Below are 13,361 nucleotides of genomic sequence, written 5' to 3'. Positions count from 1 at the left end.
TCCTCGCCTAACCGTGACCCCGCTGCGCCTCTTGACTGAGGTAGGCGCCCGCCAGCTTCGCAACGTGGTCCGGCAGCGCGCCGCTGGCCACATCCGCCAGGCTGGTCTCCTCCAGCACCGATCGCATACTGGCCCGCAGCGCCCGCCACACGTCGGTGAGCGCGGCGGTCGGACCCGAGTAGGGCAGATCGCCCAACCCGATGTCGCGGACGCTGGCGAGCGGGCCGTCGATACAGCGCAACACGTCGGCGATGCTGATCGCGTCGGCCGGGCGGGCCAGCTCGTAGCCACCGTCGCGGCCGCGGTGGCTGCGAACCAGGCGGTCGGTTCGCAAATCGGACAGGATGTCGACCAGGAACTGCGCCGGGATGCCCTGCGCCTTGGCCAGATCATCGGTTTTGACCAGGTCGCCCTCGCCGACAGTGGCCAGTTCGACCATGGCGCGGACGGCGTACTCCGCCTTCGCCGACATCCGCATGGTGTGGATTCTGCCAGCGCTACCGCGGGGCGGTGTTGCGCAGGGCACCCGTCATGGCGCGTACCGAGGGCGGCACCGGTGTGCCCGGAGCGACGTCCGGGGCGGTTTGCGGCGGCCCGTACTGCGTCGTCAACGGCACCACCCCGGCCCAGGCTCCGGCGGCGACGTCCTCAGGCGGGTCTTCCGGCCAGCCGTCGCTGATCTTCAACGACCAGTTGTCGACGCCGATGGGCAGCCGCAACGCCAGCGTCGCCGCCAGTTCCTTGGCGGTGCTGTCCCGCAGTTCGGCGACGCGGCCCGGCACAAACGTATCGGTCAAGATCTGCAGGTAACCGGTCTTGTCCGCGTCGGCGACGCGCTCGAACGTCCCGAACACCACCGCACTGCGATAGGCAAACGACGATTCGAACGCACTGCGCGCCACCGTCACGCCGTCCAGTGCGGTGACCGACACCGCGACCGGCGCCCCGTCGGCCAACGCCCGCATCCACGGTGAGCCGGTCGAACCGTGGATGACCAGATCGTCCCCAATACGGGCGAATCCGATCGGGAACACCACGGGATGACCGTCGCGCACGAGTGCGACAGTGGCCAGCGGCGTGCTGTCGAGCAGTTGGTCGAGCCGGCTGCGGGAGGTGCTCTGCAGCTCGGCGAGCCGCGTCACCCGGGTGTCGGGGTGCGTCATGGCGGGCTAGTCGGGGATGTCTGCGGTGCCCGGCACCACGACGGCCACCAGATCAGCGAGGCCCGCGAGGCTTGCCGCCTGCAACGCCGCCGCCGGTACCGCCTGACCGTCCGGGCCCGCCAGGCTGCGGGTTGCGGTCGCGGCGGCGACCACCGTCGGCGCATAGCCGAGGCTGAAAGCACCGCGGGCCGTGGAGTTCACACACATGTGAGTCATGAAGCCGGCGAGCACCAGGTTCGACGCGCCGACGGCCTTGAGCCGCTCGTCGAGGTCGGTCTGCACGAACGAGTTCGGGAACTGCTTGACCACCACGGGCTCATCGCCGCGTGGTGCCACCGCATCGACGATCGCGCCACTCTCCCCCTCGATGTCGTACAACGAGCCAGGACCGTCCGAGTGCTGGATGTGGATGATCGGAATACCAGCGGTGCGGGCGCGTTCGAGCAGTTCCGCAGTCTCGTCGAGCGCGGCCTGGACGCCTTCGAGCTCCATGACCCCTTGTGTGTAGGTCTTCTGGCAGTCGATGAGGACCAGGGCGGAGTCGGCGAGGCGCACGGGTTCGACGGGCAAGCTGGCAAGTTCGCGCAGAGTGGGGCGGGTCATCTCGATGAGCCTAGTGGCCCGCGACGGCGCTCAGGCTCCAATCGTGGGACTACCCGGACTGGTCCCACGCCGGTCAGCACTCTTGCTTCAGCCGCTCGACATACGCGTCCAGCCCGGCCAGCACGGCCGGACTGTCGCGGTAATCGAGGCGCGCGTGGCGGAGGCTACTGCGGAGCAGTGACGGCGAGCACCCGCTCGGCCAGCTCGGGGCGGCACACCAGTAGATCGGGCAGCTTGGGATCGGCCGAGTTGTAGACCAGAGGCGAACCGTCGATGCGCGACGTGTGCAGCCCGGCGGCCCGCGCCACGGCGACCGGCGCGGCCGAATCCCACTCGTACTGCCCGCCGGCGTGTACGTACACGTCGGCGACGCCGCGGATGACGGCGGCGACTTTGGCTCCGGCCGAACCCATTTCGACCAGCGTGCCGTCCAACGCGTCACGCACCGCAAGCGCCACGGCAGGCGGCCGGGTACGCGACACGACCACCCGGGGCGGCCCGTCGAACGCGCGGGGCGCGGCCACGTCGGGCGTGGACAGGGTGGTGTTCTGGGCGGGCAGGGCCACCGCGCCCGCGACCAATTCGCCTGCCTCCCACAGGGCCACGTGCACGGCCCAGTCGTCACGGCCGAGTTCGGAAAACTCGCGCGTGCCGTCGAGCGGGTCGACGATCCACACGCGGTCGGCGCTCAACCGGACCGGATCGTCCACTCCCTCTTCGGACAGCACGGCGTCGCCCGGACGATGCGCCGCCAACTCCGCCATCAGGAAGTCGTGGGACTGCTTGTCCCCGGCCGCTTTTCGCTCCTCGACCGTGGCGTCGGCGAAGTCGGCACGCACATCGAGCAGCAGATCCCCTGCACGGGTGGCCAGCCGCGCGGCCAGTTCGTGGTCGTTCATCGGCCGCCTTCCAGCAGGTCGATGACCGACTGCGCCAGCTCGTCCGGGCTGCGGTCGGGGGTCAGCCGCAGATCGGGGTTCTTCGGCCGCTGGTACGGGCTGTCGATCCCGGTGAAGTGGGTGATCTCGCCGGCGCGGGCTTTGGCGTAGAGCCCCTTGGGATCTCGCCGTTCGCAGTCTTCCAGCGGGGTGTCACAGAACACCTCGAAGAAGTCCAGGCCCGCTTCGGTGGCGACCTTGCGCGCCAACGCGCGATGCTCCTCGAGCGGGCTGATGGCGGGCACCAGGACGACCTGACCGGAGTCGGCGAGGATGGCGGCGACGTGAGCGAGCCTGCGCTGATTCTCCGCCCGGTCGGCCATCGAGAAGCCCAGGTCGGCATTCAGCCCGTGCCGCAGGTTGTCGCCGTCGAGAACGTAAGCGGGAATGCCCTTTTCGAGCAGCTTCTGTTCCACCAGCATGGCCACCGACGACTTCCCCGAACCGGACAGCCCGGTGAACCACACGGTGCGACCCTTCGACAGTCGGTCCTCGGCGGTGCACAACGACTGGTGGCGCACCGTGTTGGGGCTCGAGGTCTCGTTGCGGGTGTCACGCAACACCATGCCCGCGGCGACGGTGCCGTTGGTGTTGGGATCGATCAGGATGAACGACCCGGTGGCGGCGTTGCGGCTGTACTCGTCGAGCAACAGCGGCACCTGGGTGCGCAACGAAATACGGCCCAGCTCATTGAGTTTGAGTGCGGTCGCGGACTTGTCGCGGTGCAGGGTGTTGACGTCGAGGCGATAGTCGAGGCCGACCACCTTTGCCCGCGTGGTGCGCGTGGTGTGCTTGACCAGATACTCGCGGCCCGGCTCCAACGACGCGTCGTCGGCCATCCAGCACACGGTGGCGTCGAAATCCTGCACGACGCGCGGCTGGTTGTTCGGTCGCGCGATCATGTCGCCGCGTGAGATGTCGATGTCGTCGGACAGGCTGATCGACACGGCCATTGGAGGGAAGGCCTCGTCGACGATGCCGGACGGGCCTTCGATCTCGGTGATCCGGGTGGACTTGCCTGCGGGCAGCACGACGACGTCGTCGCCGGTGCGCAGCACGCCACTGGCGACCGTGCCCGCGTAGCTGCGGTGGTCGGCGTGCTCGTGGGTCTGCGGCCGGATCACGTACTGCACCGGGAACCGTACGTCGACGAGGTTGCGGTCACCGGCGATGTAGACGTCTTCCAGATGGCTCAGCAGCGCCGGACCGTCGTACCACGGCGTTGCGTCGGACTTGGTCACCACGTTGTCCCCGAGCAGCGCCGAGAGCGGGATGGTGGTCACGTCGTGAACGTCCAGGCGGGCCGCGAACGCGTGGAACTCGTCGCGGATGGCCTCGAATTTCTCCTGATCCCAACCGATCAGGTCCATCTTGTTGACCGCGAGCACGATGTGCTGGATGCCCAGCAGCGACGCCAGGAAGGCGTGCCTGCGGGACTGCTCGAGCAGGCCGTGGCGGGCGTCGACCAGCACGATGGCCAGCTGTGCGGTGGAGGTTCCGGTGACCATGTTGCGGGTGTACTGCAGGTGCCCGGGGGTGTCGGCGATGATGAATTTGCGCTTGGCCGTGGCGAAGTAGCGGTAGGCGACATCGATGGTGATGCCCTGCTCACGCTCGGCGCGCAGGCCGTCGGTGACCAGTGCCAGGTCGGTGTAGTCGTGACCGCGTTCCTTGGAGGTGCGCTCGACGGCGGCGAGCTGGTCCTCCATGACGGCCTTGCTGTCGTAGAGCAGCCGGCCGATCAGCGTGGACTTGCCGTCGTCGACGGAACCCGCGGTGGCCAGGCGGAGAAGAGTCGTCATGGTCAAATCCCCCGTCGCTTCGCTCGCCCCAACCAATTCCCCCGTCGCTTCGCTCGCCCCATCAGAAGTAGCCCTCCCGCTTACGGTCTTCCATACCCGCCTCGGAGATCCGGTCGTCGGCGCGGGTCGCGCCGCGCTCGGTCAACCGCGACACCGCCGTCTCGGCGATCACCTCGGACACCGTGGCCGCGGTCGATTCGACGCAGCCGGTGCAGGTGACGTCGCCGACGGTGCGGAAGCGCACGGACTTCTCGATCACCGGCTCATCTTTGCGCGGCTGCATGTGCCGGTGCACGGCGAGCAGCATGCCGTCACGCTCGAAAACCTTGCGCTGGTGGGCGTAATAGATCGAGGGCAGCTTGATCTTTTCTGCGCCGATGTAGGACCAGATGTCGAATTCGGTCCAGTTCGACAACGGGAAGACGCGGATGTGCTCACCCTTGTGGTGCCGGCCGTTGTACAGGTTCCACAACTCGGGGCGTTGCGCCTTGGGGTCCCACTGGCCGAACTCGTCGCGGAAGCTGAACACCCGCTCCTTGGCGCGCGCCTTCTCCTCGTCGCGGCGGGCCCCACCGAATGCGGCGTCGAACTTGTTCTCCCGGATGGCCCGCAGCAACGTGACGGTCTGCAGGGGGTTGCGTGACGGGATGGTCTCGACGACGCGACCGGCGTCGATGTCGTCCTGCACCTTGGCGACGATGAGCCGCACGCCGTGCTCGGCGACCAGCTCGTCGCGGGCGGCCAGCACCTCGTCGAAGTTGTGGCCGGTGTCGACGTGCATCACCGGGAACGGCAGCCGTCCCGGCTTGAACGCCTTGATGGCCAGATGCAGCATCACGATCGAGTCCTTGCCGCCGGAGAACAGCAGCACGGGACGCTCGAACTCGGCGGCGACCTCACGGATGATGTGGATGGCTTCGGCTTCGAGCGAGCGCAGATGGCTCAGCTCGTAGTGCCCGGTTTGTTTCTCAGCCTTGAGCGTTGCGGTCATCACTTCTCCATTAAGTTGGTAGAAATGGCCAGGATTGCAAGCATGGCCAGGAATCTATCGGCATACGGTACGAGTGTCAACGCCCGAAGGTCAGCCGTCATGCCCGCTGACATGCGCCCCCGCCGTACGGGGCAGCCGCAGCGTCTCGACGAGCGTCAGCGCCAGCAGCGCACCGAGCACCAGATAGGTCCACGGATAAGACGCCAGCTGGCTCAGCAGCAGCGCCGCCACCGCGATGCCGAGGCCGGCCGCGAGTTCCTGCACCGACGCGTTGAGCGTGTTGGCGTGCGTCAGCCGATCCCCCTCGACGTCGGAGAACGCCAGGCTGTTGTAGGCGGTGAACCCGATGGAGCGCAGCGCCCCGCTGACATAGAGGATCGCGGCCATCAGCACGACGGGCAGGCCCGGCCGCAGCAGCGCCAGCAGACCGAACCAGCCCACCGACAGCACGCCGTTGACGAGCAGCACGGTCCGGATGCCGAACCGGCGCATCAGAGGCGTGGTGATCGGCTTGATGGTCAGGTTGCCCGCGAACAGGGCGGCCACCATCAAGCCGGCCGCAAACGGCGTCCACCCGAACACCAGCTGGTACTGCAGCGGCAACAGGAACGGCACGGCGGTGATCACCATGCGGTACAGCGACCCGGCCGACACCGTGATACGCAGCGTCGGCACCCGCAGCACCCGCAACTGCACGAGCGGCGACGACGCACGCAGCAGATGCCACACCGCACCGGCGAGCAGGACGACGGCCCCGGCCGCACATCCCGCGACCAGGCCCCAGTCCGTGCCGGATACCCGGACGTGCTCCAGCGCGATCAAGGCCGCGGCGATCCCCGACCCCAGCGCCAGCAGGCCCGGCCAGTCCAGGGTGCGGGGCGACGCTATCGGTGCGCCGCGGATCAGCTTGAGCGCCAAGACGAATCCGATGATGCCGATCGGCACGTTGACCGCGAAGATCCACCGCCAACTCCCGAGGGTGGCGATCCCGCCGCCGAGCACCGGCGCCAGCACGGGAGCCGCGAGCGCAGGCCAGGTCAGCAGGGCGATGGCCCGGACCAGATCGGACTTGTCGCTGTAGCGCAGCACCGCGAGCCGTCCGACGGGCACCATCATCGCGCCGCCGATCCCCTGCAGCACCCGCATACCGACGAGCATGGGCAGCGAGAGGCTCACCGCACACCCGATGGATGCCAGCGTGAACACCGCGATGGCGGCGATGAACACCGGGCGGATGCCGAACCGGTCGGCCAGCCAACCGCTGGCCGGGATCAGCACGGCCACGGTGACCAGGTAGGCCGAGATCGCGACGCTGACATCGACGGCTTCGACGTGCAGCGACGACGCGATCAGCGGAATGGCCGGGGTGATGATGGTGGCGTCGAGAATCTCCATGAAGAACGCGCCTGCGACGAGCAGGGCCATGCTCCGGGGAAACGGTTGAGGCTCTGGTGTCGACACCGGTGCAAATCTAGTGGCATTACTTGCCAGGTAATTGAACCGATGACCGGCGGTGCGCAGACTACGGTGCCATGGGCACCCAGACCGGACCGGAAGTCATGGCGCAGTTCATCCCGCAATCCCCGTTTGTGGCGAAGCTCGGCATCGTCGCCGAATCGCTCGACGCGGTCGACGGCGTCGTGCGGCTACGCCTGCCGTGGGATCCCGGCAACGTCACCCTCGGCGACATGGTGCATGGCGGCGCCATCGCGGCGCTGGCCGATGTCACCGTGATGGCGGCTGCCTGGGCCCGCGCCGATGTCCCCGATTCCCTACGCGGGGTGACGGTGTCGATGGCTGTGCAATACCTTGCCCCGGCCCGCGCGACCGATCTGATCGGCGTCGGGCGGGCGCTGCGGCAGGGGAAAGCCTTGGTGCACTGCGAAGTCGACGTGATCACGCCGGAAGGCGATGCCGTGGCCAAGGCGGTCGCCACCTACAAGGTGGGTTAGCGCGTCACCGCTCGCGAGTGTGCGTCCTCTGCGAAATTTTCGCGAAATTTTCGCAGTGGACGCACGTTCGCGGCTGGACGGGTTAAATCGTCACCTCGTCGAGCTTGCCGGTGGCGACGTCGAAGATGAAGCCGCGCAACGATTCGTGCTTGGTGACGAAGGGATTGGCCTCGATGCGCCGCAGCGACTGCCGGACATCCTCTTCCAGATCGCCGAAAGACTCCGCGGCCCACTCGGGCTTGATGCCGGTCTCGTCCTGGATCCTGCGCTTGAACTCGTCGTCGGTGAAAGTCAGCATGCCGCAATCGGTGTGGTGGATGAGGATGATCTCTTTGGTGCCCAGCAGGCGTTGGCTGATGGCCAGTGACCGGATCTCGTCGTCGGTGATGACACCGCCCGCGTTGCGGATGACGTGCGCCTCGCCGTCGCCCAGGCCGAGGATGCGGTAGACGTCCAACCGGGCGTCCATGCAGGCCACCACCGCGACGTGCTTGCTCGGCGGCAACGGCAGCGGGCCCGTGAAGGTCTTGGCGTACTGCGCGTTGTTGGCCAGGTACTCGTCGGTGACGGACATGCGCCGGAACCTAGCCGCTTCGCCGGACGTCGTCACCGGTCAGAATCGGCGTGACTTTTACGGCGAAAAGACACGCGGGTACCCGAACACTAGCGTGTCGGGGTACCTGCGTGTCTGCTCGCCGAAAGAAAGTCGCCGAAAGAAAAGGTGCGGGAAGAGCTCAGGCGCGGGGGTGCTGCAGGTCGTAGACGGTGATGCCGCCGATCTCCTGCGGGGTGAAGTGCGCCTTGACCCAGTTGGTGATGTCCCCGGCACTGCCGTGCGGATCGTGCGGCGGGCCGCCGTGATCGCCGGCGGGCCGGTCGAAGAAGTACCGCACATCACCGTTGGCGACGTATTGCTGGAACTGCGCCAACGTGGGCGAGTTGTCCCCGCCGGTGAACCCACCGATCGCCATCAACGAGGCGCCGGTCTTGAGTTCCAGGTCGCTGACCATCATCGAGCCGACACTTGCTGCGGCCCAACGGTTGTTGAGCCCGGTCATCAGCTCACCGAGTGCCACGTCGTCGGCCTTGCCGAATCCACCCGGCCCACCAGGCCCACCCGGGCCGCCATGCCCGCCCGGGCCGCCGAATCCCATGTCGCGCTTGGGGCCTGCCGTCGGCATCGGCCCGCTGCTGTGACTGTTGACCACCGTCTCGATCGAGTAGGCCACGGTCGCCCCGAGCCCGAACACCGTGGCCGCCAAGGCAACCACTGCCGTCGCACGGCCCAGCCGGTTCCCACCGACCGCGAGCACCACGGCGGTCACGACGGCGCCGACGACGACGATCCAGCGCAGCGCGGGCAGCCAGTCAGGTGTGCGGTCGAGCAGGACGAAGGCCCAGATTCCGGTGGCCGCCAACATCGTTGCGAGCACCAGGCGGGGCAGCAGCTGTGCCCGCAGCGGCCAGAGTGCCGCCACTGACATGCCCACCAGCGCCGCGATAGCCGGAGCCAGCGCCACGGTGTAGTACGGGTGGATGGTGCCGTCCATGAAGCTGAACACCGCACCGGTGACCAGCAGCCAGCCGCCCCAGAGCAGCGCGCCTGCGCGCAGCCTGTCGGTCCGCGCAGCCCGGCGGGTCAGCCACAGCAGGGCCACCAGACCGATCAGCGCGGCAGGCAACAGCCAGGATGCCTCGGTGCCCATCGACTGACCGAACATGCGGCCGATACCGGCCTGGCCGCCGAAGAACAGGTTCGGCCCGCCACCGCCGCCGGGGCCGTGCCCGAACCCGCCACCGGGCTGGTTCTGCCCGACGATGCGGTCGATTCCGTTGTAGCCGAAGGCCAGTTGCAGCAGGCTGTTGTCGGTCGAGCCCGCGATGTAGGGCCGGGAATCCGCAGGCCACAGCGACACCAGGGCGATGTACCAGCCGGCCGAGACGATCATCGTCGCCACTCCGACGGCCAGCGCACCGATGCGCTTCCACAGCGGGATGGGCGCGGCCACCAGGAACGCCAGGGCCAGCCCGGGCAGCGGCAGGAACGCCTGCAACATCTTGGTCAGGAACGCGAAACCCACCACGACACCGGTCAGCGCCACCCAGCGGGTACCGCCGTTCTCGGTCGCGCGCACCATGCAGTAGGCGGCCACCACCAGCAGCAGCACCAGCAACGCGTCGGGGTTGTTGTACCGGAACATCGCCGTGGCCACCGGGGTGAGCGCGAGCACCGCACCGGCGAGCAGCGCCGCACCCGGACCGCTGCTGCGCCGGACCGTCGCGTAGAGCACGGCCACCGCGGCCACACCCATCAACGCCTGCGGCAACAGCTGGGTGAACTCGTTGAAGCCGAAGAGCCTGCCGGACAAGCCCATTGCCCACATCGCGGCCGGAGGTTTGTCGACCGTGATGGCGTTACCCGGATCCAGTGACCCGAACAGCCAGGCCTTCCAGGACTGGGTTCCGGCCTGTGCGGCCGCGGCGTAGTAACTGTTGGCCCATCCCGCGGAACCGAGCCCCCACAGGTACAGCACCGCGGTCGCCGCGAGCAGCACCCAGTAGGAGGGGCGCACCCAGCGGGGTTGCACCGGGGCGGGGCTTTCACCGGATGCCGTCACGGCGTCCGATTGTGGATCAGTGATCGTCAACATGTCCGTCGTCTTTCAGTCAGTGGCGGTTCAGCGTCGCGTCCGGGACGGGTGGAACACCCAGCCGCGCAACAGCACGAAGCGGACCACCGTGGCAACCAGATTCGCCGCCACCAGCACACCCAGCTCGACCGCGCGATGCGGGACCGGGGTCAGCAGGTGCAGCAGGCCCAGCGAACCACTGGTGATCGACAACGCGATACCGAACACGATGAGGCCTTCGAAATGGTGTCGCGTGACATTGCCGGCGCCCGCGATGCCGAAGGTGAACCTCCGGTTGGCGGCGGTGTTGCCGATCGCGGTCACCAGCAGCGCGACCAGGTTGGCCGCCTGGGCACCAAGGCCCGACCGCAACGCCATGAAGAGCAGCAGGTAGGCCAGGGTGGACACCACGCCAACGGCCCCGAAACGCACCGCCTGGCGCAGCAGCGAGCTCGGCGGGGCCGACTTGCGTGATGAACCAAGCTGAGCGGCAATGGTATTGACAGGGATCGAACCGTTGGCGAACCCGCGCAGCAGCCGGCCGATGCCCTTGAGGTCGGCGGTGGCGGTGGCGATGATGTCGACGCGGCTGTCCGGGTCGTCGACCCAGTCCACCGGCACCTCGTGGATGCGCAGACCGCTGCGCTCGGCGAGCACCAGCAGTTCGGTGTCGAAGAACCAGCCGGTATCGGCGACGTACGGCAGCAACTCGTGCGCGACGTCGGCGCGGATGGCCTTGAAACCGCACTGCGCGTCGGAGAACCGGGCCGACAGCGTCGATTTCAGGATCAGGTTGTAGCAGCGAGAGATGAATTCGCGCTTGGCACCGCGGATCACGCGAGAACCCCGGCTGAGCCGGGTGCCGATCGCCAGATCGGAGTGCCCGGAGATGAGCGGAGCGACGAGCGGCGCCAGCGCGGCCAGGTCGGTGGACAGATCGACGTCCATGTAGGCCAGCACCGGGGCGTCCGAGGTGGACCACACGGCGTGCAGGGCACGGCCGCGGCCCTTCTGTTCCAGCCGCACGACGCGCACGTCGTCGAGTTCGGCGGCCAGTTCGGCAGCGATCAGCGGGGTGTCGTCGACGCTGGCGTTGTCGGCGATGGTGATACGCGTCGGCATCGCGAAGTTCTCCCGCAGGTAGCGATGCAACCGGCGCACTGAATGGGCGAGCGCTGCCTGCTCGTTGTACACCGGCACGACGACGTCGAGTACCGGGACGCCCGCGGCACGCGCGGCGACCGCCGCGTTGGGCCGCGACGCGAAATGGAACCGGCCCGGCTGAACGTCGCCGTCATAAGCGGTGTCGTAGTCAGCGTCGAAGTGGAAGTCCGACCGCGTGGCGATTTCTGTCATGTCTTCAGAATTCTCCCGTGGTGTGTGTTCCCCGTTGGGCGAAGCTATGCGCCGGCTATGTGTTCTATCCACGGTGCGTCAGGTCGTAGATGGTCACGTCGTCGACGGTGATCGGGGTGAAGTGGTTCTCGACCCACTCGGCGATGCGGGAGGCGTCCTGACTGCCGCTGGTCGTGCGGCCGCCGAAGCCGCCCATGATCCGGCTCTGGATGAAGTAGTGGATCCGGTGTGCGTCGACATCGCCGATGAACTCGTCGAGGGTCGGTGCGGGATCGGTACCGTTGAATCCACCGACGGCCATAACCGGTGCGCCGGTGGCCAATTGGTAACCGGCAGCGTTGCTCGACCCCACCACGGCCGCCGCCCACGTGTACTGCGCGGCGTCGGCGGACAGGCGCGCCGTCAGCACCGGGCCGGGTTCGGGTGAGCCGAACATGCCGCCGAAGCCGCCGAACGGGCCACCGCCGCGCGACGGTCCGACCGACGGGATGGCGCCGCTGTGTGGGTTGGCGGCGGTCGCGACGGCATAGGCTGCGGGCCCGGCCAGACACGACAGCAGAGCCAGGGCGGCCACGGCGGGCACCACCCGGCGCTCCAGCCATCCGTTCACCAGCAGCAGCGCGGCGGATCCCACTCCCCCGACCGCGACGGCGGCCCGCAGCCACGGCATGGGATCGCCTTGGCGGGCCAGCAGTACCGCGGCGAGGATCGCCGTGACGAGCACCGCGCCCGACATCGCGGTCGCGGACCGAATGTCGTTGCGCCGCTGCCACATCAGCGTCGCGCCGATACCGATCAGAGCAGCCACCGCGGGCGCCAGCGCGACGGTGTAGTACGGGTGCACGATGCCGTTCATGAAGCTGAACACCGCCGCGGTGACCAGCAGCCAGCCACCCCACAGCAGCAGCGCGGCCCGGGTCTGGTCGGTGCGGGGCGCACGCCGCGTGATGAGCAGCCCGGCGACCAGGCAGATCAGCGCGGCCGGCAGCAGCCATGCGATGTCGGCGCCCATCTGCGAGCCGAACAGCCGCCCGGCGCCCACGTCGAAGTTCATGTTGCCCAGACCACCGGTCTCCTCCCCGGTGAGCCTGCCGAAACCGTTGTAGCCCAATACGAGTTCGACGATGCTGTCGTGCTGAGATCCACCGATGTAGGGCCGCGACGACGTCGGCCACAACTCGACCAGCAGCAGATACCAGCCGCCGCTGACCACCATGGCCGCAGCGGCGGCCAGCAGATCAGCGAGCCGTCCGCGCAATGGCCGGTCCCCCGCGGTCAGTGCGGCCGCGGCCAGGCCCGGTAGCACCAGAAACGCCTGCAGCATCTTGGCCAGGAACCCGAAGCCGACGGCGGCACCCGCGGCGACGAACCACCACCGGCTCGCGTCCTTCTCGATACCCCGTTGTACGCAGTAGGCGGACACCACCAGCAGCAACACCAGCAGCGCGTCGGGATTGTTGAAACGGAAGATCAACGCGGCCACCGGGGTCAGCGCCAAGACCACGCCGGCCAGCAGCGCAGCGGTGGGACCCGCGGCCCGGCGCACCGCGGCGTAGAGCATCGCGACGGCGGCGACGCCCTCAAGCGCCTGCGGCACCAGGATGCTCCACGAGCTCAGCCCGAACAGCCGCACCGAGAGGTCGACGATCCACAGCGCGGCCGGGGTCTTGTCGACGGTGATGGCGTTCGCCGCGTCACTGGAACCGAACAGCATCGCGGTCCAGTTGCTGCCTCCGGCCTGGGCGGCCGCGGAGTAGAAAGCGTTGGCCCAGCCACTGATCGAGAGATTCCACAGGTACAGCGCCGCGGTCGCCACCAGCAGGACCGCCAGCGCCAGGCGTTCGCGCCCGGCCACCCGGAGCGTCAGGGTCCGGTCCTGTGCCCCAACCTCTTCCACGACAGGGTCGACAGCAACCAGACTCACAC

General features: G+C 68.2%; 12 protein-coding genes. 1 reads left to right on the top strand and 11 read right to left on the bottom strand.

What is annotated here, in order from left to right; all coding sequences use genetic code 11:
* Window positions 1-7: 7 nt before the first annotated feature.
* From RMCB_RS01785 to RMCB_RS01750, 7 genes are all read right to left on the bottom strand, one after another.
* Window positions 8-478 (bottom strand): Rrf2 family transcriptional regulator, encoded by a 471-nt coding sequence (locus RMCB_RS01785; RefSeq protein WP_029366793.1) that lies wholly within the window; start codon window positions 476-478, stop codon window positions 8-10.
* A gap of 19 nt (window positions 479-497) precedes the next feature.
* The gene (locus RMCB_RS01780) at window positions 498-1,163 is read right to left on the bottom strand and encodes a pyridoxamine 5'-phosphate oxidase family protein (protein ID WP_062827388.1); all 666 of its coding nucleotides are present in this window, start codon (window positions 1,161-1,163) and stop codon (window positions 498-500) included.
* Window positions 1,164-1,169: 6 nt separating this feature from the next.
* Complete coding sequence (locus RMCB_RS01775; RefSeq protein ID WP_029366791.1) at window positions 1,170-1,766, bottom strand: cysteine hydrolase family protein; 597 nt, start codon at window positions 1,764-1,766, stop codon at window positions 1,170-1,172.
* Between the two features lie 164 nt (window positions 1,767-1,930).
* Window positions 1,931-2,665 carry a 3'(2'),5'-bisphosphate nucleotidase CysQ gene (locus RMCB_RS01765; protein WP_062827386.1) on the bottom strand — a complete coding sequence of 245 codons (735 nt, stop codon included), beginning with the start codon at window positions 2,663-2,665 and terminating at the stop codon, window positions 1,931-1,933.
* Window positions 2,662-4,506 carry a sulfate adenylyltransferase subunit CysN gene (gene cysC / locus RMCB_RS01760; RefSeq protein ID WP_062827385.1) on the bottom strand — a complete coding sequence of 615 codons (1,845 nt, stop codon included), beginning with the start codon at window positions 4,504-4,506 and terminating at the stop codon, window positions 2,662-2,664. The genes RMCB_RS01765 and cysC overlap by 4 nt, the downstream gene beginning before the upstream one ends.
* Window positions 4,507-4,567: 61 nt before the next feature.
* Complete coding sequence (cysD, locus tag RMCB_RS01755) at window positions 4,568-5,497, bottom strand: sulfate adenylyltransferase subunit CysD (RefSeq protein WP_062827384.1); 930 nt, start codon at window positions 5,495-5,497, stop codon at window positions 4,568-4,570.
* A 90-nt stretch (window positions 5,498-5,587) separates the two neighbouring features.
* Window positions 5,588-6,922, bottom strand: a complete 1,335-nt coding sequence (locus tag RMCB_RS01750) for an MFS transporter (RefSeq protein ID WP_062827383.1) — start codon at window positions 6,920-6,922, stop codon at window positions 5,588-5,590.
* Between the two features lie 107 nt (window positions 6,923-7,029).
* Here RMCB_RS01750 and RMCB_RS01745 point away from each other — a divergent pair, with 107 nt between their 5' ends.
* Complete coding sequence (locus RMCB_RS01745; RefSeq protein ID WP_062827382.1) at window positions 7,030-7,449, top strand: PaaI family thioesterase; 420 nt, start codon at window positions 7,030-7,032, stop codon at window positions 7,447-7,449.
* An 82-nt stretch (window positions 7,450-7,531) separates the two neighbouring features.
* On the opposite strand, the gene RMCB_RS01740 is transcribed toward RMCB_RS01745, so the two are convergent.
* The 4 genes from RMCB_RS01740 to RMCB_RS01725 all read right to left on the bottom strand — a co-directional run bounded on the left by RMCB_RS01740 (window position 7,532) and on the right by RMCB_RS01725 (window position 13,359).
* The gene (locus RMCB_RS01740; RefSeq protein ID WP_062827381.1) at window positions 7,532-8,023 is read right to left on the bottom strand and encodes a beta-class carbonic anhydrase; all 492 of its coding nucleotides are present in this window, start codon (window positions 8,021-8,023) and stop codon (window positions 7,532-7,534) included.
* Between the two features lie 160 nt (window positions 8,024-8,183).
* Complete coding sequence (locus RMCB_RS01735; RefSeq protein WP_084388337.1) at window positions 8,184-10,100, bottom strand: ArnT family glycosyltransferase; 1,917 nt, start codon at window positions 10,098-10,100, stop codon at window positions 8,184-8,186.
* 27 nt (window positions 10,101-10,127) lie between these two features.
* Entirely contained in the window at window positions 10,128-11,435 is a 1,308-nt protein-coding gene (locus tag RMCB_RS01730; protein WP_029366783.1) for a bifunctional glycosyltransferase family 2/GtrA family protein, read from the bottom strand.
* Window positions 11,436-11,499: 64 nt separating this feature from the next.
* On the bottom strand, window positions 11,500-13,359 hold the full coding sequence (locus RMCB_RS01725; protein ID WP_062827380.1) for an ArnT family glycosyltransferase: 1,860 nt from the start codon (window positions 13,357-13,359) through the stop codon (window positions 11,500-11,502).
* Window positions 13,360-13,361 lie beyond the last annotated feature (2 nt).

It is taken from the genome of Mycolicibacterium brisbanense (assembly GCF_001570425.1).
GTDB classification, from domain to species: domain Bacteria; phylum Actinomycetota; class Actinomycetes; order Mycobacteriales; family Mycobacteriaceae; genus Mycobacterium; species Mycobacterium brisbanense.
Note: the sequence above shows the minus strand (reverse complement) of the source record. Positions and strands in the feature narration are given on the sequence as shown.